The organism is Micromonospora sp. NPDC048169, from assembly GCF_040652815.1.
Classification (GTDB): Bacteria; Actinomycetota; Actinomycetes; order Mycobacteriales; family Micromonosporaceae; genus Micromonospora.
Map to the genome: position 1 here is coordinate 53,426 of NZ_JBEZMS010000020.1, position 26,043 is coordinate 79,468.

A 26,043-nucleotide genomic window follows, 5' to 3' on the forward strand; every position below is an offset into this window, starting at 1 on the left:
CGCGGTGATCTACGATAAGCGGACGGCCGGTCCGCTTCACCATAGCGGACTGGCGGTCCGTTTGCGAGAGGGGGCAGGAGTGCGGGCTGACGCGGCGCGGAATCGGGAGGCGGTGCTCGCCGCGGCCGACCGGCTGTTCGAGGCGGCGACCGACCCCGACCGGATCTCCATGGACGACGTCGCCGCTGCCGCCGGCGTGGGCAAGGGCACGCTGTTCCGCCACTTCCGAGACCGGCTGGGCCTCATCCGCGCCCTCTACGGCGCACGCGGCGAACAGCTTCAGGCGTCACTCGCGGCGAGCCTGCCCGGCGACTCGCCGGCGGACCGGGCCCTGCGCCTGCTGCGGGAACTGGTCCGGTTCAAACGGGCCAACCGGGTCCTCACGCTGGCCCTGGAGAACGCGGGAAGCGGAAGCCCCTATCGCAACGAGTCGTACGAGGAGTGGCACGCGACGCTGAGCGCCATCGTGTCCGAGGCCCGGGGCCCCGAGTCGGCGGAGTTCCTCGCGCACGCCTTGCTGGCCGCGGTGCGCAGCGATCTCGTGGAGCATCTTCGCGACTGGCCCGACGAGCGCTGGGATGCCGGGCTGACCGCGCTGACCCGTTCGGTGCTGGCCTCCGGGCGGTAGTCATTCCGGCGGACGCCAGGGTGGCGGGGCGTGAGCCGTGCCGCGCTCAGGCCCCCGCCCTCACCTGGTCCGCTCGATCACGGCGGTGAGGCGGAGCCCGGCTGTCGACACCGTGCCGCTCCCCCAGAACGACGAGGTCCCCGGGATGTTTGCGAGGGCGTCCAGGCTCGGGTCGTTGCCGTCCACCTTCGGCCCGTACGCGACGCTCCATCGGCCGCCGGTGTAGCGCAGCAACAGCGTGCCCGGGTACTCGACGTACGGCGGGACCGGATTCGTGCCACTGATCCAGACGTCGCCGTTCGCGTCACCGGCGACGGCGTACACCCAACCGGCGGGTGCCGGTCCGGCCACCCGCTGCCACGTCCGGCCGTCCCAGTGCAGGATGACCGGCTTGGGGGTGGAGTCGAAGTCCTGGGTGCCGACCGCCCAGGCGTCGGTCGACGAGCGGGCCCACACACCGGTGAGCCGGGCGCTCGGGATCGGCGGCAACGATGCCACCCGCCACGACCCGCCGACGCGCTGCGCGATCATCGGCTCCGGGTAGGGCGCGTCGGCGACGTACCGTTCACCGGCGGCGAACACGCTGCCGTCCTGGGTGCGTGAGACCGCCCGCAGGACGCCGTCGATTCCCTCAGTCCCCGGCACCGCGACGCGGTCGAAGCGACGGGCGTCACCCTCGACGACGAGCGGCCGGCCGCCGTCTTGACCGACGAGCACGGCCCGCCCGCCACCGGCGGCGGCCACGTCCAGCAGCTCCGAGGTCCCGGCCGGTGCCGTCCACGGCGCGTGCGCCGTCCAGGTCTCGCCGTCGAAGTGCCCGGCGTACGCCTCACCGCGGCGCCCGATGCCCACCGTCCAGACGTCCCGGGCGTTCGCCGCGTCCACCTTGTACAACACGTATGCGGCGTGCGGCAGCCGTCGTTCCGTCCACGTCCGCCCGTTCCACCGCAGCAGCGCGTACGGCTCGTCGATCGAGTACCCCGTGTAGGTCGACGCCTGGTAGCCGACGGACCAGGCGTTGTTCGGGCCGGTGGCGGCCACGTCGGTCAGCCGGCTCTCGTGAATCAGCGCCGGGACCGTCGCCGTCCACGTCGAGGGCGTCGCGGCTGCGACAGGCGTGACCGGCGGGAGCAGCACGCCTGCCGCCAGTGTGGAGACCGTCGCCGCGGACAGCCCGTACCGTGCCAGTGATCCCATGGTGGCCCCTCTTCCTGCGTTGACAGCCGGCCCTCAGCATCGCGCCCCGTGACGCTTCGGGTACGCCCGCGTGCTGTCTCGTAAGAGAGCGGTAAGAACGGCGTACGCCGCCGGGTTCGCGGGCCGGATCCGGCGGCGACGTTCGTGGATGATCGCGCGCCCTGTGCTCGACGCGATGGACGAGTCACGCATCCCGGCGACCGCATCCGGCCGGCGTGTCCGTCAGCTATCGCTACAGGCAACCCGAGCACCGGCCAGGGAGACACCATGACGGCGGACGCCATCGACCTGCTGCACCCGTCCGATGTCCTAGCCGGACGCGAACTCGTGTCCGCGTCCGGGCGCTCCGCCGACGACCGGGAGGTCCGGGTGGTCGGCGACGGGGTCCGCTGCGGACGCCCGGTGATCTACCCGGTGCCGGCTGCGGACCTGCCGCCGGCCCTGCGGCGGCGTGCCGACGCCGGCTACCGGTACGTGGGCGCCATCTTCGCCTTCGACCTCGGCGATCTCGCCGACGGCGAGCGCTATCAGGCGGTCCGGTTCGAGGTCGAGCTGACCGACCGGCGCGCCGTGGCGGTGCGGCTCGACGGTGACGGCGGCGCGGTGGGGCTGACCTTCGACGACGCCGGCCCGGCCCCGGCCTCCACGACCGCCGCGCACACGGTCACCGCCGCCCGGGCCCGGCCGGACTGGCTCCGCCGTCTGCTCAACCGATGGGGCGTCCCCCGGGCGTGGACGCTCGGCCTGCACCAGCACCGGTTCCGCTGGACGTACGAGGACCCGCGCGGCGTCCTCCTGTTGCCCCGGTCGTACGCCGTGCACGCGCTGATCGAAGTCCCCGCGGACCTCGCGGAGCTTCACGGCACGATCGACATGCACGTGGACGTGTCGACACGGACGTCCACGGTCCTGCACGCCGACCTGCGTGACTCGATCGCCTTCAGCGAGTCGATCCAGGTCACCGCCGGGCCGGCCGACGTGGCCGGCTCAGCGGCGGTGCGGCTCTGCATGGCCGCCGACGTGTCGGGTTACAGCAGCCGGACCAACGCCGAGACCGAACGGATCCAGAGTCTCCTCGTCGACGTTCTCGCCCGGGCCCGTCGCGCCGCGGGCATCGCCGACTCCGCGGTGGCGCCCCAGGCACACGGTGACGGCCAGTTCACGGTGCTGCCCTCCGGCATCGACGAGTCGGTGGTCATTCCACGCCTGGTCGAGGAGCTCGGCGCCGCCCTGTGCGAGGTGAACGCGATCGCCGCGCCGGAAGCCCGGCTGCGCCTGCGGTTGGCGCTGCACCGAGGTCTGGTCAAACCGGCGTGCAACGGGTGGGTGGGCTCGTCGACAATCGCCGTGCACCGCCTTCTCGACAGCCCTCCGCTGCGAGCGGCGTTGCGCGACAACGCGGCGGCCGACTTCGTGCTGGGCGTCCCGGACGTGCTCTTCAAGGACGTGATCGTGCACGCCGCCGAACCGCCGCTGCCGGGCGACTTCACACCCGTCATCGTCGACCTGCCGGAGAAGAGCTTCGTGGAGCACTGCTGGGTGGCCGCCAGCACCACCCTGGCGGTGCGAGCCTGACGAGGACGCCGGCCGGCTGACGACCGCGTCGCCGCCCCCTGCCGATTCCGGTTTCGGTCGGATTCCGCACGCCGCTTTCCCGATCTGATTCCGATCAGCGGCCGGGATGTGGCCGAAGGGGATTCCCACACAACCGGGGGGTGGCCGACGTGGAGTCGCACTGACCTGCGTTGACGGCGGCGCGGAGAGGCACTTGCCTGCCTTCCCGCGCCGCCTGTTCCCCCGCGTGCGGCATCGACCACTGCCACCAGCCCACCGCCACCCACACCCGTCCGTCCTGGCGGGCGGTCCGTCAGGAAGGGGTACGCCGGCGAGAGCCCGGCGGGACGGAGGTGGGCCGCCGATGACGACGAGGACGGCCGGTGCGGCGCGGACAGCCGGGCGGACGGACGTGCGACAGTCGCGGGCCGCGAACGTGATCGACACCTTCGCGGTGCGGAATCGTCTCGTGATCATTCAACCGGCCGGCCGGCGGTGCGGGTGAGACTCTCGCCGGAGCAGAGCGCGAAGCTCCAACGCCTCGTGGAGGAGGAGCTTCGCGCTGCCGTGCGCGCCGCCGCGGCCGACGGTGTCCCCACCGACGGGCTGGCCGCCGACCTCGACGAGCGCCGCCGGGCTGTGGAGTCAGCGCTCGGGGCCACGGACGATCTGCTGGACGGCCGCGACCACCCGGGCAACGACGGCGGGGTCGGCGAGTCTCGCTGAGACCCGCTCGTCGAAGGCGGGCGCCGATCCCGGCGCGCGGTCCAGTTCGTCTCCCCCGGTGCCCTCCCCGAACACCGCGGTGACGATCCGCACGACGGCCTCGTCCGGATCGACGCCCCGGCCCAGCGCCTCGTCGAGTGCCTCGATGACGGCCGCGGCGAGCGCTCGCAGTCTCACCTCGTCGATCTCGCCGCTGGTCGTCGGCGGGGCGTGGTCCGCGCTCTCGCCCACCGGCGTCGCCGCCACCGGGGCCGGCTTGGCGCCCATCGGCCGCTCGACGTACATGGCGAACCAGGCCGGGCGGCGCCGCATCGCCGCGAGCACCTCCTCGACCTCGCGCACCACCGCCGCCGGGTCGCTTCCCACCCAGTCGCCGGTCGCGGCGACACGCCGGGCCGCCCAGCTCTGCAGCGGCCACACATCGGCACCGGCGCTGGCGGTGACACCCACCCAGTTGAGGATCTCGACGGCGAGTTCCATCAGCCAGGCGTCGTAGCCGAGCGCGTCGGCCAGCCAGCCGGGGACGCGCGGACGTTGCAGCGCTCCCCGCCGCCCCCGGCGCCGTCGGTGCGCGTCGACTGTGACAGCGGTCAGCCGTCGCGTCATCCACGCCTCCACGCTCCGGATCGGCGCCACCGCGTGCGTCAGGAGATCCTCCACGACCGCCTCCACGTCATCGTGGAAGCCGTCGAGGCAGTCGTCGGCCAACTGCGGCACGGCCGCCGCGCAGACGAAGTGGCCGCGCCGGTGTTCGACCGGCCGGGTGACGCGGGCGAAGACCAGCGGCCAGGCCACCGACCACGCGCCGGCGGTCAGCCGCCGGCGCTCCGCCGGTGACGCGGCCCGCGCCACGGCCGCCAACTGACCGTGCCCGGCCAGCAGACGGACGTAGGCGACCTCGGCGTCCGCGGCGGGGTGCGAACTCGTCACAGCGCTCCTTCCGATGCGGTGACTACCGGTGTGGAGCGTGCGGAGACCCGGCCGCGCGCTGGCTGCCGGTCGGCCGGTCAGGCAGCTCACCCCACGAATGACAGATCAATCGTGGGGTCGCCGCCGGTCGTCCGCCGGTCATCGCCCGGCCGACTCTGTGGCCAGTTGACGGCCAGCCGCCGGCCTCAGCGCCCGAAGTGGACGAACGCGGCCCAGCCGACCGGATCGGCCGTCGTGGTCCGGCCGAGCGCCGCGCGCAGCACGTCGGGCATCTCGGCGGGCACCTGACGCGTATCGGAGATCATCCACCGCTGGGCCGCGCGGAGGGCATCGGCCGGCGCGAGACCCTCGCGACGCAGGTAGTGGTGGAACATGTACATCAGCACCGACGTGGCGGCGTCCGGCACGCTCCACTGGGCACCGACGACAGCGCTGGCGGTGTTCGCGAGCAGCGTGGTGCTCAGGCTGAACGCCTCGTCGTCGGCGCGGCCGCAGACGCCGCTGCCGCACGCGGCGAGCACCGCCAGGGCGATGGAACGGGCCGGGGCGAACCGGACGATCTCCTCGGCCGACATCCGCTCCCCACCGGCCAGCAGGAGGTAGGACGTGTCGGCCCCGGTACGGCCGGGGCGTACCACGCCGTGGCAGGCCAGGTGCAGCATGGCGCCGGCGTGCTCGTCGGCGAGCCACCCGAGCAGGTCCGCCCGGGTGCCCACCCCGCCGTCGGCGGCACCTCCGTCCGGGGTGCGGCCGACATACCGGGCGCGCGGATAGAACCGCTCCCGCACCGCCTGCGCCTCGGCCCGGGCCGCCGGCAGGTCCGCGGCGGCGCCCGCCGTGTCCGGGTCGCCCACCACCAGGCCGGAGTCGGACAGCGGTACCGGTGCACGCCAGGCCAGGTCGCACAGCAGACGTGCCGACGGCGCGTACGAGAACACCGCGTCCTCGATCGCGTACCGCACTCCCTCGTCCGTCACGTGGCGGGCGGCGTGCCAGGGAATGCGGGCCAGCTCGCCCACCGGGATCAGCACGAGGCGCGGCGCACGTCCGTCCGCCGGTTGCGGGCACCGTTCCAGCAGCGGACCGATCGCGGCCGTCCACGCCCAGTCGCAGACGTCGTCGAGGGTCTTGCGCGCCGTCCCGGCGGCCTCGGACCACGATCCGGCCACCGCCACCCGGCCGGCGAGGCTTTCGGCTGTGGTCGCGGTGAGGAACGCGTCGAAGCCTGCCGTGCCCTGCTTGCTCAGCGTCGCCAACGGGAACCAACTCGGCGGCTCCGCGCGTGGCACCATCACCACCGCACCCGACTTCTCGTCACCGGGCATCAGATAGACGAGCATGTCGGCACCCAGTCCGGTCAGCGCCGCCCGCATCTCGTCGAGGTCGGGCGGGGCGAGCAGCCGCGTCGCCGCGGCGTCGGGCGCGACCGTCGTCGTGCCGTCCTCGGTGATGGCGATCCCGGCCAGTGCCGCGATGACCTCGCGGCGCAGCTCGCCCGGCACGAGCTCGGGCTCGGTCTCGGCGACGGCGTCGCGCCAGCGTGCGGCGAGGCCGGCCCGGCCGGCACCGGCCAGGCGCGCGCCGAGGTCACGGGTCTCGGTGGCCGTGTAGAGGATCAGCGCGCGACAGGCGTCCAGCGCCAGCGCCGCGGATCCCGGATCGTCGTCGGCGAGGCACCACGCCGCGACGTCGAGCGCGTCGTCCGCGGCGTTCCGCGCGGCCGCGTCGGCGTCGCTGATGCTGCCCGTCAGCAACACGTTCCAGGCGTGCCCGCGCAGCCCGGCGAGCGCGACCTCCCGGCCCCGCCGCTTGTCGCCGGCCATCCGGTACGCGTGCGCCAACGGGTTGGACAACCGCGTCCACTGCTGGTGCTGGTTAGAACCGGCCAGTTCGCGTCCCTGTTCGAGCAGCCGGATGGCCTCGGTGAGATCCGCGCGGCGTGCCAGTTTCTCGACTCGGCGCAGGTACGCGGTGCCGAGGCTCGCCAGGTACGGCACCCGCCTCGGGTCATGGTCCGGCACCAGGTCCACTGCCGCGCGGAGGTCGCTGATCGCGGCGTCCAGCAGGCTCCTGTTGTCAATCCCGTGAGCCAACTCCGCGAACCCCAGCGCATGCAGGTGCATCGCGCGTTCGTGCGGCGGCTGGCCGGGCTGCTCGGCGAGCGCGCGCAACGCGGCGAGCTGCTCGTGCTGCTCCGGGCCGGTCGGATCGCTCCGCCACGGGGCGGTGCCCGTGTTGGCGGGACTCGTCATCTCCCGCAACGCTTCCATCTGCATCCGGGCGGCGCGCAGACCGTGCCGCAGGGGCTCGGCGGCGGGTAGCGACGACGCGGCCTCCTCCGCCCGGTCCAGGGCCGGCCACATGGCCGCCAGGTCGCCGCGGGCCGCCGCCACGTTGAGTTCGAGGAAGCCCTTGACCGCCGCGAGCCGCACTTTCGCATCCTCGCGGTCGGGCATCAGGCCGAGCACGAACTCGATCGAACGTTCCAGGTCTGCCGACGACTCCGTCACCCGTGCCGGATTACCCTCCAGCGCACTGAGGAGGAAGCTGAGGCAGACACGCGTGTGCTCGACCATCTGCGCGTACGGCTGCCGATCGCCCACGACACGGGCCAGCCGCTCCACCTCGGCGAGAGCTCCCCGGGGAGTGACCCCGGGCGCGCTGTCCGCCACCGCCCGTGCCAGGGCGGTGGACCGCACGACCGCCGCGCCCAGCTCCGCCTCCGGCAGGGGGTGCGGGTCGGCGGCGGCGATCTCACACAACGCGACCGCTCGTTCGAGGTGCGCGGTGAAACGTCCCGAGCGGAGGATGGCGTTGACCAGGATCTGCGCGAGCTTGCACCGCCCCGGCAGGTCTTCGGGAAGCATGTCGAAGTCCGCGAGAGCCGCCGACAGGTCGTCCGGCCGCCGGCCGTGCTGGTCGAACGCGACCAGGCGCAGCCAGCAGCGGGTGAAGCGCCACGGCCCGCTGTCCGCCTGGCCGACCGTCGTCATCGCTGCCGATGCCGAGTCGACGAGCGTACGCAGCGCGTCATCGGGTACCTGAGCCAACGTGACCCCACAGAGTACGGTTCCGGTTGACGACTACTGACGGACCGGGGAGGCGGTCGTGTCCCTTCAGGACGAGCTCCACCGGGAACTCGTTGAACTTCGCCGGCGGCGGGGCCTGCTGAGCGCGTCACTGGGCCGGCTCGTGGGACCACGGCTGCACGAGCTGAGCGGGACCACGCCGACCGACCCGGACCGGGTGGTGCGTGAGCGGGTCGGGCGGACGTTGCTCTCGCTGGCCCGGGACCTGCCGGCGGACCTGGTCCGTGTGGTCGAGCTGACCTACGCCCTCGACACCGAGCACGCCTACGCCGACCTGACCACCCGGCAGGCTCAGCTGGGCCGGGAGCAGAGATACGAGATGCGGACCGCCCGGCGCCGTTCGGAGCAGGTGACCGAGTTGCTGGCCGCGGCGGCGGAGGCCGACTGGGCGACGCGCCTCGCGGGGGATCTCGACTCCGGGTGGCGGGTCCGGTCGCTGGAGGCGCTGCTGCGGCTCGACACCCCGACGCCGGAGTTGTACGAGGCCCGGACCATCGTCGCCACCCGGGATCTCGACGAGATCGTCGTCCGGCTCGACCTGCCCCGCCCGGACACCGACAGCTCGGACGGCGCCGACCTCCGCATCGACGTGCTCTACGGCGCACGTATCCGCAGCGTCGAACGGGGCAACGGCAACCGCCACTTCGAGGTCCGGCTCGCCCTGCCCGAGACGCTGAGCGCCGACCGGAACCACAAGCTGTGCATGCACTTCCGGGTGGCGCCCGGGCAGCGGATCCGCGACCGCTACGTGATCACTCCGCTGGATCCCTGCGACTACGGACTGGTGCGGGTCCGCTTCGCCGGTCGCGAACCCGCCGCGCTGTGGCGGATCGACGGGCTGCCGCAGGGGCTGCTCGACGATCCGGACCGCCGGCACGACCGGCTCAGCGTGGACGGCGCGGGTGACGTCGTGTCGGAGTTCCGGCGGCTGCGACAGGGGCGCGGCTACGGCGTGGGGTGGCGGTTCGCGCAGCCGTGACCCGGCGGGCGCCCCGCTGTCCGTCAGGAACGGATGTGGCCCGGTTCTGTCGCGGGCCGAGGGCGACGCACCGGAAGGCCGGTACCGGAGATGGACGGCGAGCACCTGTTGAACGTGATCGTCGGCATGTCGATCGACGACCTCCCCGACGCCATCGACCATTTCACCGAGTCGGGTGACCGGCTCGCCCGCGCCATGGCGTACGCCCGTCTCCATCAGCACGACCGCCGGCCGGAGACACTCGCGCGCGCCGAGTCGGACTTCGCGGCGGCCGGCGGCAGCCCCGCCGACCGCGCCCAGGTGGCACGGGTGCTGGCCGCCCAGCGAGCCAAGGAGGCCGCCTTCGGCGCGCCCGGTGACGTCGGGCCGCTCCAGCGGATTCTCGACGAGGCCGAGGACGACCCGTCGAGTCCCGGTGACCGCGCCATGCTGGGCGTCATGACCGACCTGGCCGGCGCCCTGCGCGGGGGACCCGCCCATGACCTTGAGGGCACGCTGACGCGGCTCTCGTCGATCAGCGTTCCGCCCGACAGCCCTCACGCCGCGATGCTGCCGTTCATGAAGGCGGCGCTGGCGGCGCAGATCGCCGCCCCCGACGATCGAGCCGCCGTGGAGGATCTGCTCGATCAGGCCCGGTCGACCCGCAGGGAGCTGTGGAAGCACGGACAGCATGCGTCGACCGGCGAGTTCCTGGAGGCCTCGGCCCGGCTGATCGACGCGGCGCAACGGCAGGACCTCCGATCGGCGGAGGAGGCGCTCCGGAGCATGCGCGAGGCACTCGACCGCACGCCCGCTGACCACCCGGGTGTGGCCGACCTCCTTGAGCACGTCAAGCAGAACAAGGCTCAGCTCGACGGCCTGCTCTCGACCATCGCCGCCGGCCCGCCCCCGGCCTCCGATGACGCCGCCACGCCCGCCGACGACGTGGCTCGGCTGATCGCCGACGGCTGCCGGCTCGTCGCGCAGGCCCAGACCGGCCAGGACCTCGACCTGCTGCGCCGTGGCATCGACGACCTGGCCGGCGCCGTCCGGGTCGCTACCGAGGACGACCCGCGGCTGCCCGCCGTACGGATGGTGCTCGGCCACGCGCTCACGCTGGCCCACCGGGTCGGCCGGGACGACACCGCGCTCACCCGGGCGGTCGACCAGCTCACCGCTGCGGTGCGCGAGGCGGCCCAGCCGGGCCACCCGGTCTTCGCGCCGGCCGCACACGCCCTGGCTCACGCACACCTCGAAGCGGGTAGCGCCCGCGCCGCCTGCGACGTGGGCCTGCGTGGCCTGTCCGGGTACGCGTACCAGGTGCTGCTGGGCAGCGGTACGGAGGACGCCGTCACGATCGCGCGGGACGGGGCGACGACGGCCGCGGAGGTGGCACGCTGGTGCCTGGCCCAGAACGACGTCCAGGCCGCCGGGACGGCGTTGGACACCGGCCGCGACATGCTCCTGTACGCGGCGACGGTGGCCGCTACCGTTCCGGAGCTGCTGACCGCAGCCGGTGAGCCCGACCTCGCCGCGGGCTGGACGGCCGTGGACGGCGTCCTGGACGTCGCCGGGGCACGACGCGCCGCGCGTGCCACCGCCGCGCTGACGAGTTCCGCGACACCTGCCGTCGGTCGCCTGCTCGGCCCGACGAGCTTCGACGAGATCCGCGCGGCACTGGCAGCGCTGGGCCGGGACGCGCTCGTCCATCTGCTGCCCGAGGACGGCAGCGGTGGCGGCCTCGCCGTCGTCGTGCCGCGCGAGGAAGCGCCCTTCTCGCTTGAGCTGCCGGCGCTCACCGTGCCGCCGGCGGCCGGGCCGTGCTCCGCGGAGACGGGCGAGTGGGCGTGGCGGGCAGCCATGGGCCCGTTGCTGCACGCCCTGGGCCGCGCCCCGGATCCGGGCCGCCCGGCGCGGCTGACGCTCGTCGCGCCCGGAGCGCTGGCCGCGGTGCCCTGGCAGGCCGCCCGCGCCCCGGACGGCCGGTACGCCGTGCGGGAGGCCGCCCTCTCGTACATCGTCTCCGCCCGGCTGTTGTGCGAGCTGGCCTGGCGAGGGCCGGTGGCGTCCGGTGCCGAGGTGACAGGCGACGCCGGCCTGACGCCGCACGCGATCCTGACGCGGCCCGTCGGGGCGGACGTCGTCACACTGCCGCCCCGCCCCGGCGGGGCCGAGGTCGCCGGGGCCGACGACCCGGCGTTCGCGGCGGCGACGGCGTACCTGGTCGGCGGCGCCCGTACCGTGTTCGCCGCCGGATGGCCGGCGCCGGGCTCCTCGGCGCCGCTGCTCGCCTTCATGACCTCGCACTTCCGGCGGGAAGGGCTGCCCCCGGCGGACGCGCTGCGCCGCGCCCAGTTGTGGATGCTCGACGGCGGCCGCACGGCGCCGCACTCGATGCCTGACCAGCTACGCGCGGAGGCGGGCGAGGCGGGATACGCCGAGGTCGCCGCGTGGGCCGGGGTCAGCCACCACGGCCGGTAGGCGACGGCCACCGCCGGCCGTGTCCGCCTGACCACCGCGTCAGCCGGCGACCGGGCCGGGCCCCGCCTTGGCGCCGACGATCTTCAGTGCGGCGGCCGCGATCCGGTCCACGTCGACATGCCCGCTCAGCGCATCCAGCACCGTTTCGCCCGGGTCCGTGCCGGCATGCTCGACATCGGCTGCCACGCTCCCCCGCCCGAAGACGGTGGCGAGGACGTCGGCCACCACCTCGGCCGCGGACTCGCCCCGCCCGATCCGTTCCTCGATCGCCTCGACGGCGTGGGCGGCGAGCCGGGTCAGCTCCGCGTCGACCCGCGGGTCCAGGCCGGCCGGCGAAAGCGGTGCGACCTGCCGCGACGCGCCGGGCGCGGGAGCCCGGCGAGCGACGGGCATCCGGGTCGCGTCCCGTTGCTGGGACCGCACTGCCGAAGCACCCACTGCGGCTCCTTCCAGAGCAGATTCGTCAGGGATGGTCTCCGATCGCGCCACGGCCGGCGGGATCGGACGGACACAGCCTGCCCCCGGTACGGGGCGTCACGCGACAACGCGGCCGCACCGCTGGGCCCGGGGAGCCACATTCAGTCTCTTCAGTGGATCGCTCCACATCGGTCGGACCCGGCGGCGGGGCCGGCCCGCGTCGCCGGAGGGTCATCCGGCGACGGGTCGTGAACCAACTCGACAAATGCCCCTCCGACGTCCACCTGTCCCCGATGTGGGGTCTTGCACCAGTGGCGATTCTGTGCAACGAGATCGTCGGCGGTCACCGGGGCGGCCGGTCCGTCAGATACCTGTGTCACCTCCGACGAATCGCTCGGCGGATCGGGAAGGGCGGGAACTCCGTGTCGTCGCTGTACGCGCTGCTGGTCGGCATCAACTCGTATCGGGCACCCGGGCTGAGCCGGCTCTCCGGGTGCCACAACGACGTCGGGCGGGTGGAACAGCTCCTCGACGCCCGGTTCGGATCCGGCCCGAAGGCGCACGTCCGGACGCTGCTCGACGAGCAGGCGACCCGGGCGGCGGTCGTCGCGGTGTTCCGCGAGCACCTGGGCCAGGCCGGCCCCGGCGACACCGCCCTGTTCTGGTTCAGCGGGCACGGCTCACGCTCGCCCCTGCCGCCGGAGCTGTGGTATCGGGAGCCCAGCGGCTGGTGCCAGACGCTCGTGTGCCACGACAGCCGGGCCGGCGGGACCGCACCGCCCGATCTCCTCGACTGCGAACTCCGGGTGCTGATATCGGAGGTCGCGGCCCGCGGCGCGCACGTCGCCGTCGTCCTCGACAGTTGCCACTCGGCCGGTGCCACCAGGACCGGCCCCAGCACCGACCCGCAGACGGATGAGGTGATCCGGATCGCGCCGGTCGCCTCTCGCTGGGCCGAGCCCGCCACGCGCCCGCCTGCGCTGGAGTCGCTGCTACCGGAGCTCGTCGCCGCGACGAACGATGCCGCCCTCGGCGGCGACCTCGCCGCCGGTAGCCGAGACGTCGGTCCGGACCAGGCCGGCGTCGACCACGTGGCGCTCACGGCGTGCCGCGACGAACAGCAGGCGTACGAGACCGGGCCGTGGAACCGGCGCAACGGCATCTTCACCCTCGGCCTGCTCGACGCCATCGAGCGGCTGGGCCCCGGTGCCACCTACCGCGAACTGATGGTCGCCGCCCGGTGCGCCGTCGAGAACGCCAGGGACCGTCAGGTGCCGACGCTGTACCCGGCTGACCACGACATCGTCGACCAGCCCTTTCTCGGTGGCGCGTTCCGGGCGCCGGCGGGCGCGCTCGTCATGCGGTTCAAGCGTGGCAGTTGGGAGATCAACGCCGGGTCGATCCATGGGATCAAGGCCGCGGCCGGCGACGACGTGCGGGTCGCCGTACACCTCGAGAACCCGGTACGCGAAGCGCGAGTGACCCGGGTACGGACCGAGGTCAGCGTCGTCGAACCCCTCGGCTGGACGCCCGACACCGGTCGCCAGTACGACGTGGTGCTCTCCCGGGTGCCGATGCCCGCGGTCACGGTGGCGGTCGGGGGGACGAGCCGGGACGAGCCGGAAACCGCCCGCGCCGTCATCGAGGCGATGCGGAACGCGGGGCCCGGCGGGTCCCCCTCACCGCATCTGCGGGTGGTCCCGCTCGACGGCTCGGAGACGATGCCCGATCTGAGGGTCTCCACCGGCGGCGGCCGCATTCGCGTTCTCTCCTTCGACGGTACGCCGTTGACGGACGACCTGACCCGCGCCGACGTGCACACGGTCGTGGACCGGCTGGAGCACCTGGCCCGCTGGCGCACCATCCGGAACCTGGCGAACCCGGTCTCCCGGCTCGCCGACGCGGTCAAGATCGAGGTGGTGGCGGCGGAACCGGGCGAGATCAGCGCACCGCGCGACCGGGCGCCGTACAAGCCCGGCGACGACGGGGCCGTCCTGCTGACGTACGCCCGCGCCGGCGACCGGTGGGCGCCACCGATGGTCTTCATCCGGCTCCGAAACACCAGTGACCGGCCGCTCTACTGCGTCCTGCTCGACCTGACCGACCGGCACGCCGTCCACCCGCACCTGTTCCCCGGCCGGATCATCGCACCCGGGAACTGCGGTGCGGCCTTCGACGGTGGCCTGGTCGCCTTCCAACTGCCCGAGGACCGCGCCGTCGAGCCCGGGGCCGAGACGCGCGACTACCTGCAGTTGCTCGTGTCGGAGGAGGAGTTCCCGGCCACGTCGTTCCACCTCGGCGCGCTGGGCACCCAGAGGGCCGTCGATTCGAGCCCGAGCCGCTCCGGGTCGTTCACCGGCATTCTCGACCGGCTGGGGATGACCGCCCTTCATCGCGAGGCGGTTCGCCCGCCCGCCGCGGCACCGGACTGGGCGAGCAGCGTCCTGACGGTACGCACGCGGGTGCCGGAGATCTCGTGAACGGCGGACAGCGCGGCCGAGACGTCCCAGTCGACGAGTCGCCCCCGTCGTAGGTGGTCAGGCGGCGCGGCGGGCGCGGCGACGGGCGCGGAGGAAGACGGTGTCGCCCCGCTCGTCGCCCCACCACGCCCACGGAACGCCTGTCACGTACCGGCCGATCGACGCGAACACCGGTGCGGCCTCGGCGTCGCGGCCGGTGCGCGCCAGTCCGTACGCCAGGAAGTTCGCGTCGTCGAGCCAGTCGGCGTGCCGGGTGGCCGGCTGGTGGAACCACCGGGACAGCGCGTTGTCGAGATCGGACCGCATGACCGGATCCTGTCGCCACCGCTCGCTGATCTCGTCGGCGGTGCCGCCTTCGGGTTCGCGATCCTGCTCCCACAGTGCCCACTCCGCGGCGGCCCGCACCGGCAGCACGAGCAGTGGCGAGCCCGTGGGCGCCGTGGCGGCGATCGAGCGGGCGAAGCCGAACATCGCCTCGTGCGAGCCGCTCCACTTCCGGCAGTGGTAGGTCAGCCTGAGTACGTGGCCCTGATGGTGCCGGGGATCCCGCTTGGTCAGCTCGCGCCACGTCTCCTCGACGTCCTCCAGTGGCGCACTCTGGTCGATCATGAGGTCCAGCCGGTGCGCCCACGGCGTGGGGTCGTCCGGCGCGAGCCGCATCGCGAGATCGTTCACCTGCCGGGCCAGGCCCAGCAGGCGGCGGAACTCGGCCCACTGCTCCGGACGTACGTTGGCGGCCCAGTCGCCGCCGCGCACCTCCCACGCCCGGGCCATCAGGGAACGAGCACGGACGAGCTGGGCGTCCGGGTCGGCGGGCGCGCGCGAGGCCCAGCGATCGGTCCAGGCGGCGGTGGTGTCGACCCGGCCGGTCGTCTTGTCGATCCGGGATCCGAGCCCGCCGGCTGTCGACTCGGCCAGCACACGGACGTACCGGGCCCGGCGGTCGTAGTCGTCCCGCGTGGCGGCCAGGGCCTTCCGGGCCGGTCCGATGTCGGAGCCGTACCGCGCCTGCGTGCACGCCTCGCGCAGCACCGCGTCGTCCTGCGCCAGGTTGGGGTCGATCTGGCGGGTGAGCAGCCGCCACACGGTCGAGATCATGATCAGGATGGTAGATGTCGCGGGCCTCGCCGGTGTGCCCGTCAGCCGGCGGCCGTCGCGGCGGAACGGATCACCGCGTCGAGCCACCGCAGCTGCCGCCGGACGTGGAAGGCCTCCCCGCCCTCGTGGCCGTTGAACGGGTACGTGTGCATCTCCCGTGGCGGCGTGGCCGATCCGCTCGCGGCGGCGTACTGGTTGTAGGCGGCGAAGCCGGTGCTCGGCGGGCAGACCTCGTCCCGCAGGCCGATCCCGAAGTGCGCCGGGGCGGTGGCCCGCCGGGCGAAGGCGACGCCGTCAACGTAGGACAGGGTGTGCCGGACCGCCTCCTCGGCCTCGCGGTGCACCGCCAGGTAACCGGCGATCTCGCCGTAGGGGGAAGCCCCGGTGAGTTCGATGGCGCGCTGGATGTCGCACAGGAACGGGGCGGTGACCAGGAGCGCGGCGAGGCCGCCGACGAGGCCCGCCGCCGCGAGCGCGATTCCGCCGCCCTGGCTGTTGCCCACCGCGGCGACGCGGTCCGGGTCCACCCCGGGCAGTGCGCGGACGGCGTCGATCGCGCGGACCGCGTCGGTGATCAGCCTGCGGTAGTGGTAGTCGTCCGGGGACAGGATCCCCCGTGTGGCCGGGCTGGGCCCGCCGGGCGCGTCGTGCGGGTCCGGGGTGTCGCCATGGCCGAACAGTCCGGCCTGCCCCCGGTTGTCCACCAGCAGGTGGGCGTAACCGGCCACCGGCCAGGTGAGCCGCTCGCCCGGCAGGCCCCGGCCGCGTCCGTAGCCGGGGTACTCCACCACGGCGGGCAGCGGCGTGGACACCCCCGCGGGACGGGTGTACCAGGCCCGGACCGGTTCGCCGGCGAAGCCGGCGAACGTCACGTCCCACACGTCGACCAGCCGCAGGCAGGTGGGTTCGGGGCGGGCGTCGACGAGCACCGGGGTGGCCCTGGCGGTGGCGAGGGTGGCGAGCCAGAACCGGTCGAAGTCGGCGGGTTCGACGACGTCCGGCGAGTAGCGACGGAGCTGGTCGAGGGAGATATCAATCGACGCTCTTGACACGAAGATAACGATACCCATAAATTTCCGAAAAGCTTACAGCGCATTACCGGAAAGTTCCGGCCGACGGTCAGTGGGGAGGATGAGCTTGGCATCCCCGACCCCGCGCGGTCGTCGTACGCCCTGGCGGCGGGCCCTGCGCCGGGACTGGCAGCTCTACTCGCTCGCAGTCCTTCCGCTGCTGTTCTTCCTGACGTTCCGCTACCTGCCGATGCTCGGCAACGTGATCGCGTTCCGGCGCTTCCAGCCGGGCGGCAGCCTCTTCGGCGAGTACTGGACCGGGCTGCGGTACTTCCGGTTGTTCTTCACCGACCCGACCTTCTGGAACGTGTTCACGAACACGCTCGTGCTCGGCGCGCTGACCCTGGTGTTCTGCTTCCCGCTGCCGATCGTGCTCGCGCTGCTGCTCAACGAGGTACGCAACCGCGCCCTCAAGCGGTTCGTCCAGTCGGTGTCCTACCTGCCGCACTTCCTGTCGATCGTGATCGTGGCCGCCATGGTCCTCCAGCTGCTGTCGGTGGACGGCGCGGTGAACCAGATGCTGCGCGCCGTGGGCGGCGAGCCGGTCCCGTTCATGCAGCAGGCCGGCTGGTTCCGGACGATCTACGTCTCCTCCGAGGTCTGGCAGACCGTCGGCTGGGGCACCATCCTCTACCTCGCCGCGCTCACCACTGTCGACGGCGACCTGTACGAGGCGGCCCGCATCGACGGCGCCAACCGGTGGCGGCAGACCTGGCACGTGACGCTGCCGGGGATCCGGCCGACGATGGTCACACTGCTGATCCTCAACATCGGCACCTTCATGGCCGTCGGCTTCGAGAAGATCCTGCTGCTGTACAACCCGCTCACCTACCCGACGGCGGACGTCATCTCGACGTACCTGTACCGGGTGGGCATCGTCTCGGGGAACCTCAGCTACGCCGCCGCGATCGGCCTGTTCGAGTCCGTGATCGGGCTGACGCTGGTGCTGTCGGCGAACGCGATCTCCCGGCGCACGGTGGGGACGAGCCTGTGGTGAGCACGCGCGCCCGCACGAGGGCGCCGGCCACCCGGCCGCGTGGCCCCCGGCCCACAGCGGGCTACCGGGTCTTCCAGGTGGTGAACGCCGTCGTCCTGACCGGCGTCGTGGTGGTGACCCTGTATCCGTTCCTCACCATCGTGGCCCGCTCGCTCAGCGACAACGCGTACATCGTCGCGGGTGAGGTGAACCTCGTGCCGCGGGGGTTCAACCTCACCGCGTACCGGGTGGTGACGTCGGACCCGACGTTCTGGGTCAGCTACCGCAACACCGTCTTCTACACGGTGGTCGCCACGCTCATCTCCGTCGTGCTGACCACCTGCTACGCGTACGTGCTGTCGAAGAGACACCTGCGCGGCCGCACCGCGCTGGTCGGGATCGCCGTGTTCACCATGTTCTTCACCGGCGGCCTGATCCCCAACTACGTCCTGGTCACCAGCCTGGGGCTGAAGAACACCGTGTGGGCGATCGCCCTGCCGAACGCCATAAACGTGTTCAACCTGCTGGTGATGAAGGCGTTCTTCGAGAGCCTGCCGGTCGAGCTGGAGGAGGCCGCCGCCGTCGACGGGCTGAACACGTACGGCACGCTGCTGCGGATCGTCCTGCCGCTGTCGAAGGCGATGGTCGCCACGATGGTGCTGTTCTACGCCGTCTCGTTCTGGAACTCCTGGTTCGCCGCGTTCCTCTACATGGACCGTCAGGACCTGCTCCCGGTGACCGTCTACCTGCGCAACCTCATCGCGGGCGCGACCGACGCCACGCAGACCGGCGGCGGCCTCGGCAGCGCGGGCGACATCGTCCAGTCCGCCGCCACCATCCAGTCCGTGACCATCGTGCTGACGATCCTGCCGATCCTCGCGGTCTATCCCTTCATCCAGCGGTACTTCGTCTCCGGGATCATGCTCGGCGCCGTGAAGGGATAGCCGCCCGCACCACACCCCCACCACCGGAAGGAAGAACCCATGGCCCAGCTGTCCCGGCGCCAGGTACTGCTCGCCAGCGGCGCGGCCGCCGTCGTCGCCCTGGCGGGTTGCGGCGACGACACCCCGGACAAGAAGAACCTCGACCGCAACCGTGCGGGCGCGATGGAGAAGTACGGCATCGGTGACCAGTTCAAGGCCACCGAGCCGGTCACGTTCTCGATCCTCTACAACAACCACCCGAACTACCCGCTGAAGCCCGAGTGGCTGTTCTGGACCGAGCTGGCCGGGCGGACGAACGTCAAGCTGGACCCGGTCGCCGTGCCGCTGAGCGACTACGAGCAGAAGCGCAGTGTGCTGGTCGGCTCCGGCGACGCCCCGATGATCATCCCGAAGACCTACCACCCGCAGGAGAACTCGTACGTCTCCTCCGGCGCCATCCTGCCGGTCAGCGACTACCTCGACCTGATGCCGCACTTCAAGGACAAGATCGAGAAGTGGAAGCTCCAGCCGGAGATGGACACGCTCCGGCAGGAGGACGGCAAGTTCTACCTGCTGCCCGGACTGCACGAGAAGCCCTGGCAGGACTACACCCTCGCGGTCCGCACCGACGTGCTGGAGCAGTTGAAGATCCCGTCCCCGACCACCTGGGACGAGGTGTACGCCATGCTCAAGGCGATGAAGGCGGCCCACCCGGACGTCATCCCGTTCTCCGACCGGTTCGGCAAGCCCAACCCGGCCGGCAACCTGCTGAACATGCTCGCCCTGGCGCACGGCCTGCCCGGCGCCGGCTGGAACTACCAGCCGACGAGCTGGGACGCCGGGGCCGGGAAGTACGTCTTCACCGGCGCCTCGGACGGCTACCGGCAGGTGGTGGAGTACCTCCACAAGCTGGTCGCCGAAGGGCTCCTCGACCCGGAGACGTTCACCCAGACCGACGACCAGGCCCGTCAGAAGCTCGCCAGCGGCAAGTCGTTCGTGATCAGCACGAACGCGCAGACGCTGGTGAACGACTACCGCCCGGACATCGCGAAGATCAACCCCGCCGCCCGGCTCGGCAAGATCCTCTTCCCGGTCGGGCCGGCCGGGCCGGTCAACCCGGCGAGCCGGCTGGAGAACGGCGTGATGATCTCCAGCAAGGCCCGGGACGGCAAGAACTTCGTGGCCATGATGCAGTTCATCGACTGGCTCTGGTATTCCGACGCCGGCCAGGAGTTCGCCAAGTGGGGCGTCGAGGGCACCACGTACACCAAGGACGCCTCGGGCAAGCGCACCCTCGCCCCGGACGTCAACGTCATCGGCCTCAACCCCAAGGGCACCAAGCACCTCCAGAAGGACTTCGGCTTCTACAACGGCGTCTTCGCCTACGGGGGCAAGCTCGACCTGGTGCAGTCGTTCTTCTCGCCCGAGGAACTGGAGTTCCAGAAGGAGATGAACGCCCGCAAGGCCGCGTCCTGGGTGACTCCGCCACCCGCGCCGCTCAGTGACGAGGAGCGGGAGCAGACGACGCTGTGGGCGACCGCGCTGAAGGACCACGTCACCCAGAACACGCTGAAGTTCGCCCTCGGCCAGCGGCCGCTGAGCGAGTGGGACGCCTACGTCTCGGAGCTGAGGGGCAAGAACGCGCAGGCCTACACCGACCTGGTCAACAAGGCGTACGACCGGTACCGCAAGAACCACGGCTGACCGGCGATGCGCGAAACCGTTCCCGAGCGGCCCACCGGCCGGTTGACCGACGCCTGGCGTACCTGCGTCGGCACCGGCCGGTTCGACCTGGCCCTGCGACGCGACTACCAGGACTCGCTGGCGCTGGTGCAGCGGGACATCGGCTTCCGGCACATCCGCGGGCACGGGCTGCTCAGCGACGGCGTCGGCGTGCACCGCCCCTACACCTACCAGGGCGAGCGCCGGGTACGGCACGCCTTCACCTACGTCGACCAGGTCGTCGACGCCTACCTCGCCATGGGCATCCGGCCCTTCGTGGAGCTGGGGTTCATGCCCTCGGCGCTCGCCTCCGGCGACCAGACGGTGTTCTGGTGGCGGGGCAACGTGACGCCGCCCCGGTCGTACACCGAATGGGGTGACCTGGTCCGCGCCACGGTGGCCCACCTGGTCGACCGGTACGGCCTCGACGAGGTACGCGGCTGGCCCATCGAGGTGTGGAACGAGCCCAACCTGACGGCGTTCTGGCAGGGCGCCGACCAGGACGCCTACCACCGCCTGTACGAGGTGTCGGCGCACGCCGTCAAGGACGTCGACGCGGCGCTGCTGGTCGGCGGCCCGGCCCTCTCCCCCGGCGCCGACGAGTGGCTCAAGCCGTTCGCCGAGTTCGTCACCGACCGCGACGTGCCAGTCGACTTCGTCAGCCGGCACGCCTACACCTCCGGCCCGGCGCGGCACCTGCCGTTCGGCACCCGGCAGACCCTGGCACCCGCCGCGGACCTGCTGGAACAGTTCGCCGCACCCCGCCGGCACCTGGCCGGCACCGCGCTGGCCGACCGTCCGGTGCACATCACCGAGTTCAACTCCTCGTATCGGCCGGACAACCCGATCCACGACACGGCCTTCCACGCCGCCTACCTCGCGCCGGTGCTGGCCGGCGGCGGGGACCTGGTCGACTCCTTCTCCTACTGGACCTTCAGCGACGTGTTCGAGGAGGAGGGGGTGCCCACCGCGCCGCTGCACGGCGGCTTCGGACTGCTCACCCACCGGCAGATCAAGAAACCCACCTACCACCTGTACGCGTTCATGGCCCGGCTCGGCGACGAGGTGCTCGCGCGCGGCCCGGACCACCTCGTCACCCGGCACCCCGACGGCCGGGTCGCGGCGCTGGCCTGGGCCCCTGTCGACGTCACCGGCCGGGAGCCGGCGCCCGAGCGGCACACCCTGTCGCTGTCGGTCCCGGTCGGCCCGCCGGGCACCACGTCGGCGTTCCTGCTCCGCTCGTCGGTGAGCGAGGACGCCGGCAACGCCTGGGCCGCCTGGCGGGAGATGGGCGGCCCGCACTCGCCCCGGCCCCGGCAGCTCGACGCGTTGCGCGAGGCGGCCGAGCCGGCCCGTACCCATCGCGCCCTGCCGGTCGCGGCCGGGCGGGCCGACCTCGACCTCGTCCTCGCCCGGCACGAGGTGACCCTCGCCGAACTGACGCCGGTGGTGGACGAGACCCCGCCGTGGTGGGACGACGACCGGTTGCTCGACCCGCCCGGGGAGCAGGCGTGAGCCGCGCGACCGGCGGGCTGCGGGAGTTCGGCGACGGGCCGTTGTCGCGGGCCGCCGCGACGGTCCACACCCTGCTCGTGGTCGAGCTGCTGCTCCTGGCGAGCATGCTGCCCGGCCTCGCTGTGCTCGTGCTGCTCGACCGCGACAGCAGCAACCTCCCGCTGGTCGCCGCCGCCGCGCTGCCGCTCGGTCCGGCGGTCTCGGCCGCGCTGCACACGCTGCGGCACCAGCGCCCCGACCTGACCGACCTCCGTCCCGCCGCCGCGTTCCGCAGGGCCTACCGGGCCAACCTGGCGGGCGTGCTGCGCGTCTGGGCGCCGACGCTGCTGTGGCTCGCAGTCATCGCTGTCAACCTGGCGAACCTGCCCGCCGCCGCCGTCCCCGGCTGGTGGGCCGTGCCGCTTGTGGTGGTCGGCGCGGGGGTGATCCTGGTCGGGGTCAACGCGCTGGTGATCGTCTCCCTGTTCGCCTTCCGCACCCGCGACGTGCTGCGGCTCGCCGTCTACTACCTGGCGCGCAGGCCCGGCGTGACGGTCGGCAACGTCGCGCTGCTGGCCGCCGCCGCCGGCGTCACCGCGGTGTTCTCCGAGGCGGTGCTGGCCCTGTTCGCCGCGCTCCTGGTGCTGGCCCTGCTGCGGATCGGCGACCCCATGATCGATGACATCCGGGCGGAGTTCACCGCGTGAGCGTCCCGGTCGCCGGCCGCGCGTCGGCCGACAGCGGCGAGTCGGCCTGGCACGCCGCCTGGCTACCGCCCGCGGCGTTCCGCGAACTCGGCTCCCGGCCGGTGCTGGTGCACGGCGACGGGCCCCTGGTCGACACCGTCATCGACGAGGTGAGCCGGGCCTGCGCCCGGTACGGCGGGCGGCTCTGGCACGGTCCACCGTGGCCTGTCGACGCGGACCTGGTGCTGGCCCTGCGCGGGGCCGGCCCGGTGCCGAACGCGGCGGCGGAGACGGCCCGGCTCGATGCGACACCGGCGGTGAACGGCACCGGCGACGGCTCCCTCGGCGACGAGGGGTACCTGCTGGCACGGGTGAGCGGCGTGACAGTGGTCCTGGCCGACGCGCCGGCCGGCCTGTTGTACGGGATGTTCCACGTCCTCCGGCTCGGCGCGGCGGCCTTCCACCGCGACCTTCCGGCGCGGCGGCACCGGCCGGCACTGGACCGGCGGATGCTCGACCACTGGGACAACGTGGCCGTACACCCGGTGTCGGGGCAGGTCGAGCGGGGCTACGCCGGTGGTTCCCTGTTCTGGCGCGACGGCGCCGCCCGGCGCGAGCCCGCCCGGCTGCGCGACTACGCACGCCTGCTCGCCGCCTGCGGCGTCAACGCGATCACCGTGAACAACGTCAACGTGCACGACACCGAGGCTCTACTGCTGACCGACCGGCTCGGCGACGTCGCGGAGATCGCCGAGGTGCTCCGCCCGTACGGCATCCGGGTGCATCTGGCGGTGACCTTCGCCGCCCCGGTGGTCCTCGGCGGCCTGCCCACCGCCGATCCGCTGGACGAGCGGGTACGGGCCTGGTGGGCCGCCGCCACCCGGCGGGTCTACCGGCGGATCCCCGACTTCGGCGGCTATCTGGTGAAGGCCGACTCCGAGGGCCGGCCCGGCCCGTTCGCGTACGGGCGCGACCACGCCGACGGCGCGAACCTGCTCGCCGAGGCGCTCGCCCCGCACGGCGGCGTGGTGCGCTGGCGGGCGTTCGTCTACGACCACCACCAGGACTGGCGGGACCGGTCGACCGACCGGGCCCGGGCCGCACACGACCACTTCGCGCCGCTTGACGGACGGTTCGCCGACAATGTGATCGTCCAGGTGAAGTTCGGCCCGATCGACTTCCAGCCACGCGAGCCGGTGTCCCCGGTGCTCGCCGCGATGCCGTCCACCCGGCTGGCGGTGGAGGTGCAGGCGACACAGGAGTACACCGGCCAGCAGCGGCACGTCTGCTACCTCGCGCCCTGGTGGAGCGAGGTGCTGCGGTTCCGGCCCCGGGGCGCGGCCGGCGGCACGATCGCCGACGTGGCGGCCGGCCGGGCGGGCACCGGTGGCGGCCTGGTCGCCGTGGCCAACGTGGGCGACGACCCGTTCTGGACCGGGCACCCGCTGGCCCAGGCGAACCTGTACGCCTTCGGCCGGCTCGCCTGGGACCCGCTGCTGGATCCCGCCGCGATCCTCGACGAGTGGATCGACCTGACCTGGCTGCCGGTCACCACGGGCGATCCGGATCTGGTGCGGCGGACGACGCACGCGATCATGGACGATTCCTGGCGTACCTACGAGCGCTACACCGCCCCGCTCGGCGTCGGCTTCATGGTGCGGCCCGGCCACCACTACGGCCCGGACGTGGACGGCTACGAGTACACCCAGTGGGGCACCTACCACTTCGCCGACCGCGACGGCGTCGGGGTGGACCGGACCCGGGCGACCGGGACCGGCTTCACCGGCCAGTACCCGCCGCCGTGGTCGGAGGTGTACGAGTCACGCGAGCGCTGCCCGGACGAACTGCTGTTGTTCTTCCATCACGTCCCGTACCGGCACGTGCTGCACAGCGGCAGTACCGTCATCCAGCACATCTACGACACGCACTTCGCCGGGGTCGAGGAGGTGGCGTCGATGCGGGAGCGGTGGCGGCTCCTCGCCGGGGCGGTCGGCCCCGCCGTCCACGAGCGGGTGGCCGAGCGCCTCGACGAGCAGTACCGCAGCGCCGTCGAGTGGCGGGACCAGATCAACACCTACTTCTTCCGTAAGTCCGGCGTGCCGGACGCGCACGGTCGCCGCATCCACTGAGCCGGCGCGCTCACCAGGGGTGCCCGGTGCCGTCCTCGATCTTCTGGATGTCCCGGCACCGGCCGGTCAGGCCGGTTCCGGTACGCCCCCGGGCTCCCCGTCGTCGGGCATCGGCTCGACCGGGGCCTCGGGCAGCTCGCCCGGCGTGTCCGGGAGGAGTTCGCCGGGGTCGTCCGGTACGTCCTCACGCGGGTCGATCGGCGGGTAGAGCTCGGGATCGAGGTCGGGGTTGGTCATCGGCCCAGTATCCGACGCCTCAGCCGATACCGCCCGCCGAGCACACCAGCCCTTTGCCCCCGCGGTCCACGCGCGGTCACGGGGTCTCACCGTCGCCGACCGAGGAGCGGTCCGCCGGCTTGCGCAACCACAGCCACACCCCCGCCAGCAGGCACGCCGCGCCGCCGATCGCGACCGCCGTCTCGGCCGGTTCGGAGAGATCGTCGAGGAACGGGAAGGTGCGGGTGGCCGCCATCGCCAGCAGCCCGATCAGCAACAGGAGGCCGGCGGCAATGCGCTGGAGAGTCATGCGCTTCATTGGATCATGCCGTCGCCACGGCCCGCGGGCGCCGTCGCCCCGGTCGTTGCCGAGTCACCGCGGGCGGAACCCGTCGGCGGACACGGCGCCGCTACGGACGCAGATCCGTCCGCGCCGTCCCGGTCGAGGGGTCGTACGGGTAGGAGAGGTGCTGGTGGGTCATCAGCCAGGCCCCGTCGCGCCGCTGGAAGACCCGGGTGCCCCGCGACCAGCTCTCGATCGGCAGACCGCCGCCCGGGCGCACCGAGACGCGGTTGAGGCCCCACGCGACGGCGAGGTCGCCGTCGACCACGATCGTCAGGTCGGGCACGTCCCAGGCGACCGCTCCGTCACCTGACGCCGCCAGGCCCGCCGCGCAGACCTCGCGGACCGCGTCCACGCCGACGTATCGCAGCGGCTGGTCGTGCTCGTACGAGACCACGTCGTCGGCGACCGCATCCATCAGGGCATCGAGGTCCTTGGCCGCGGTGCCCTCGAACCAGCGCTGGTGGAGCCCGCGTACCTCCGCCTCGGCGGCGGCCGCGTCCGAGGCCGCCTCGACGGCATCGGCGAGCGGGAAGGAGTGGTGTTCGTGGGTGACGACCCACCGGCCCTCCCGCCTCCGCAGACCGAACGTCAGCCGCAGGCGGTTCGCCGGACGTGCGGCGAAGTCAGCCGCCGTGCCGCAGCGCACGAGCGCGTACGCGAAGGCCACGTCCTCGCCTGCGACGACGTCCAGCGACTCGACCTCGAACGACGCGCCCTGCGCCTGCCACCCGAAGAACGGCGGCCAGATCTCCCGGTAGGCGTCCAGCCCGCGCACGCCCTCGTACGGCGGCGGCACGTCGAACATCACCATGTCCTCGGCATGGTCGGCCAGGACGCCGGCGAGGTTCCCGTCATGAACCGCGGCGGCCCAGCGCTCGACCACGGCCCGGATCTGTTCTTCGTTGCTCGGCATGTCCGCTCTG

The 26,043-nt window shown here is 72.8% G+C and carries 20 protein-coding genes; 11 read left to right on the forward strand and 9 right to left on the reverse strand.

Translation table 11 applies throughout. From position 1 onward, the window contains the following. The first annotated feature begins 79 nt into the window (after window positions 1-79). Window positions 80-628: a helix-turn-helix domain-containing protein gene (locus AB0D28_RS18550; protein ID WP_357387219.1), complete on the forward strand. Its 549-nt coding sequence runs from the start codon at window positions 80-82 to the stop codon at window positions 626-628. Window positions 629-688: 60 nt separating this feature from the next. Here the strand turns inward: AB0D28_RS18550 and AB0D28_RS18555 are convergent, their stop codons facing one another. After that, entirely contained in the window at window positions 689-1,825 is a 1,137-nt protein-coding gene (locus AB0D28_RS18555; RefSeq protein ID WP_357387221.1) for a hypothetical protein, read from the reverse strand. Between the two features lie 267 nt (window positions 1,826-2,092). Between AB0D28_RS18555 and AB0D28_RS18560 the strand changes: the two genes are divergently transcribed. Then, entirely contained in the window at window positions 2,093-3,400 is a 1,308-nt protein-coding gene (locus AB0D28_RS18560; protein ID WP_357387223.1) for a hypothetical protein, read from the forward strand. 624 nt (window positions 3,401-4,024) lie between these two features. On the opposite strand, the gene AB0D28_RS18565 is transcribed toward AB0D28_RS18560, so the two are convergent. Continuing rightward, window positions 4,025-5,035 (reverse strand): hypothetical protein, encoded by a 1,011-nt coding sequence (locus AB0D28_RS18565; protein ID WP_357387225.1) that lies wholly within the window; start codon window positions 5,033-5,035, stop codon window positions 4,025-4,027. A 185-nt stretch (window positions 5,036-5,220) separates the two neighbouring features. After that, window positions 5,221-8,085, reverse strand: a complete 2,865-nt coding sequence (locus AB0D28_RS18570) for a CHAT domain-containing protein (protein WP_357387227.1) — start codon at window positions 8,083-8,085, stop codon at window positions 5,221-5,223. Window positions 8,086-8,143: 58 nt separating this feature from the next. Here AB0D28_RS18570 and AB0D28_RS18575 point away from each other — a divergent pair, with 58 nt between their 5' ends. Beyond that, window positions 8,144-9,103 (forward strand): hypothetical protein, encoded by a 960-nt coding sequence (locus AB0D28_RS18575; RefSeq protein ID WP_357387229.1) that lies wholly within the window; start codon window positions 8,144-8,146, stop codon window positions 9,101-9,103. A 90-nt stretch (window positions 9,104-9,193) separates the two neighbouring features. After that, window positions 9,194-11,563, forward strand: a complete 2,370-nt coding sequence (locus AB0D28_RS18580) for a CHAT domain-containing protein (RefSeq protein WP_357387231.1) — start codon at window positions 9,194-9,196, stop codon at window positions 11,561-11,563. 39 nt (window positions 11,564-11,602) lie between these two features. On the opposite strand, the gene AB0D28_RS18585 is transcribed toward AB0D28_RS18580, so the two are convergent. Next, window positions 11,603-12,001, reverse strand: a complete 399-nt coding sequence (locus tag AB0D28_RS18585) for a hypothetical protein (protein WP_357387233.1) — start codon at window positions 11,999-12,001, stop codon at window positions 11,603-11,605. A 401-nt stretch (window positions 12,002-12,402) separates the two neighbouring features. On the opposite strand from AB0D28_RS18585, the gene AB0D28_RS18590 reads away from it, so the two are divergent. Continuing rightward, complete coding sequence (locus AB0D28_RS18590; protein WP_357387235.1) at window positions 12,403-14,460, forward strand: caspase family protein; 2,058 nt, start codon at window positions 12,403-12,405, stop codon at window positions 14,458-14,460. Window positions 14,461-14,517: 57 nt separating this feature from the next. On the opposite strand, the gene AB0D28_RS18595 is transcribed toward AB0D28_RS18590, so the two are convergent. Both AB0D28_RS18595 and AB0D28_RS18600 read right to left on the reverse strand, forming a co-directional pair. Continuing rightward, the gene (locus tag AB0D28_RS18595) at window positions 14,518-15,558 is read right to left on the reverse strand and encodes a DUF4034 domain-containing protein (RefSeq protein WP_357387237.1); all 1,041 of its coding nucleotides are present in this window, start codon (window positions 15,556-15,558) and stop codon (window positions 14,518-14,520) included. 41 nt (window positions 15,559-15,599) lie between these two features. After that, window positions 15,600-16,628, reverse strand: a complete 1,029-nt coding sequence (locus AB0D28_RS18600; RefSeq protein WP_357387239.1) for an acetylxylan esterase — start codon at window positions 16,626-16,628, stop codon at window positions 15,600-15,602. Window positions 16,629-16,689: 61 nt separating this feature from the next. On the opposite strand from AB0D28_RS18600, the gene AB0D28_RS18605 reads away from it, so the two are divergent. From AB0D28_RS18605 to AB0D28_RS18630, 6 genes are read left to right on the forward strand one after another with little or no spacing between them, the layout of a single operon-like run. Continuing rightward, complete coding sequence (locus AB0D28_RS18605) at window positions 16,690-17,625, forward strand: ABC transporter permease subunit (RefSeq protein ID WP_357387241.1); 936 nt, start codon at window positions 16,690-16,692, stop codon at window positions 17,623-17,625. Further along, complete coding sequence (locus tag AB0D28_RS18610) at window positions 17,622-18,548, forward strand: carbohydrate ABC transporter permease (RefSeq protein ID WP_357387243.1); 927 nt, start codon at window positions 17,622-17,624, stop codon at window positions 18,546-18,548. The genes AB0D28_RS18605 and AB0D28_RS18610 overlap by 4 nt, the downstream gene beginning before the upstream one ends. A gap of 39 nt (window positions 18,549-18,587) precedes the next feature. Continuing rightward, the gene (locus AB0D28_RS18615; protein WP_357387245.1) at window positions 18,588-20,231 is read left to right on the forward strand and encodes an extracellular solute-binding protein; all 1,644 of its coding nucleotides are present in this window, start codon (window positions 18,588-18,590) and stop codon (window positions 20,229-20,231) included. Between the two features lie 6 nt (window positions 20,232-20,237). Continuing rightward, window positions 20,238-21,764, forward strand: a complete 1,527-nt coding sequence (locus tag AB0D28_RS18620) for a xylan 1,4-beta-xylosidase (RefSeq protein WP_357387247.1) — start codon at window positions 20,238-20,240, stop codon at window positions 21,762-21,764. Further along, complete coding sequence (locus AB0D28_RS18625) at window positions 21,761-22,450, forward strand: hypothetical protein (protein ID WP_357387249.1); 690 nt, start codon at window positions 21,761-21,763, stop codon at window positions 22,448-22,450. Before AB0D28_RS18620 ends, AB0D28_RS18625 begins: the two co-directional genes overlap by 4 nt. Continuing rightward, entirely contained in the window at window positions 22,447-24,558 is a 2,112-nt protein-coding gene (locus AB0D28_RS18630) for an alpha-glucuronidase (RefSeq protein ID WP_357387251.1), read from the forward strand. The genes AB0D28_RS18625 and AB0D28_RS18630 overlap by 4 nt, the downstream gene beginning before the upstream one ends. Window positions 24,559-24,624: 66 nt before the next feature. On the opposite strand, the gene AB0D28_RS18635 is transcribed toward AB0D28_RS18630, so the two are convergent. The 3 genes from AB0D28_RS18635 to AB0D28_RS18645 form a co-directional block, all read right to left on the reverse strand. Beyond that, window positions 24,625-24,795 (reverse strand): hypothetical protein, encoded by a 171-nt coding sequence (locus AB0D28_RS18635; RefSeq protein ID WP_184686617.1) that lies wholly within the window; start codon window positions 24,793-24,795, stop codon window positions 24,625-24,627. 76 nt (window positions 24,796-24,871) lie between these two features. Next, window positions 24,872-25,084 carry a hypothetical protein gene (locus tag AB0D28_RS18640; RefSeq protein ID WP_357387253.1) on the reverse strand — a complete coding sequence of 71 codons (213 nt, stop codon included), beginning with the start codon at window positions 25,082-25,084 and terminating at the stop codon, window positions 24,872-24,874. Between the two features lie 100 nt (window positions 25,085-25,184). Continuing rightward, window positions 25,185-26,033: a nuclear transport factor 2 family protein gene (locus tag AB0D28_RS18645; RefSeq protein WP_357387255.1), complete on the reverse strand. Its 849-nt coding sequence runs from the start codon at window positions 26,031-26,033 to the stop codon at window positions 25,185-25,187. Between the last annotated feature and the right edge of the window lie 10 nt (window positions 26,034-26,043).

Excerpts from the sequence above, each read along its gene's own strand:
- AB0D28_RS18555 (WP_357387221.1), bottom strand. The coding sequence starts at position 1,825 with ATGGGATCACTGGCACGGTACGGGCTGTCCGCGGCGACGGTCTCCACA.
- AB0D28_RS18560 (WP_357387223.1), top strand. The coding sequence starts at position 2,093 with ATGACGGCGGACGCCATCGACCTGCTGCACCCGTCCGATGTCCTAGCC.
- AB0D28_RS18645 (WP_357387255.1), bottom strand. The coding sequence starts at position 26,033 with ATGCCGAGCAACGAAGAACAGATCCGGGCCGTGGTCGAGCGCTGGGCC.
- AB0D28_RS18640 (WP_357387253.1), bottom strand. The coding sequence starts at position 25,084 with ATGACTCTCCAGCGCATTGCCGCCGGCCTCCTGTTGCTGATCGGGCTG.
- AB0D28_RS18600 (WP_357387239.1), bottom strand. The coding sequence starts at position 16,628 with ATGGGTATCGTTATCTTCGTGTCAAGAGCGTCGATTGATATCTCCCTC.
- AB0D28_RS18635 (WP_184686617.1), bottom strand. The coding sequence starts at position 24,795 with ATGACCAACCCCGACCTCGATCCCGAGCTCTACCCGCCGATCGACCCG.
- AB0D28_RS18615 (WP_357387245.1), top strand. The coding sequence starts at position 18,588 with ATGGCCCAGCTGTCCCGGCGCCAGGTACTGCTCGCCAGCGGCGCGGCC.
- AB0D28_RS18595 (WP_357387237.1), bottom strand. The coding sequence starts at position 15,558 with ATGATCTCGACCGTGTGGCGGCTGCTCACCCGCCAGATCGACCCCAAC.
- AB0D28_RS18580 (WP_357387231.1), top strand. The coding sequence starts at position 9,194 with ATGGACGGCGAGCACCTGTTGAACGTGATCGTCGGCATGTCGATCGAC.
- AB0D28_RS18620 (WP_357387247.1), top strand. The coding sequence starts at position 20,238 with ATGCGCGAAACCGTTCCCGAGCGGCCCACCGGCCGGTTGACCGACGCC.
- AB0D28_RS18605 (WP_357387241.1), top strand. The coding sequence starts at position 16,690 with ATGAGCTTGGCATCCCCGACCCCGCGCGGTCGTCGTACGCCCTGGCGG.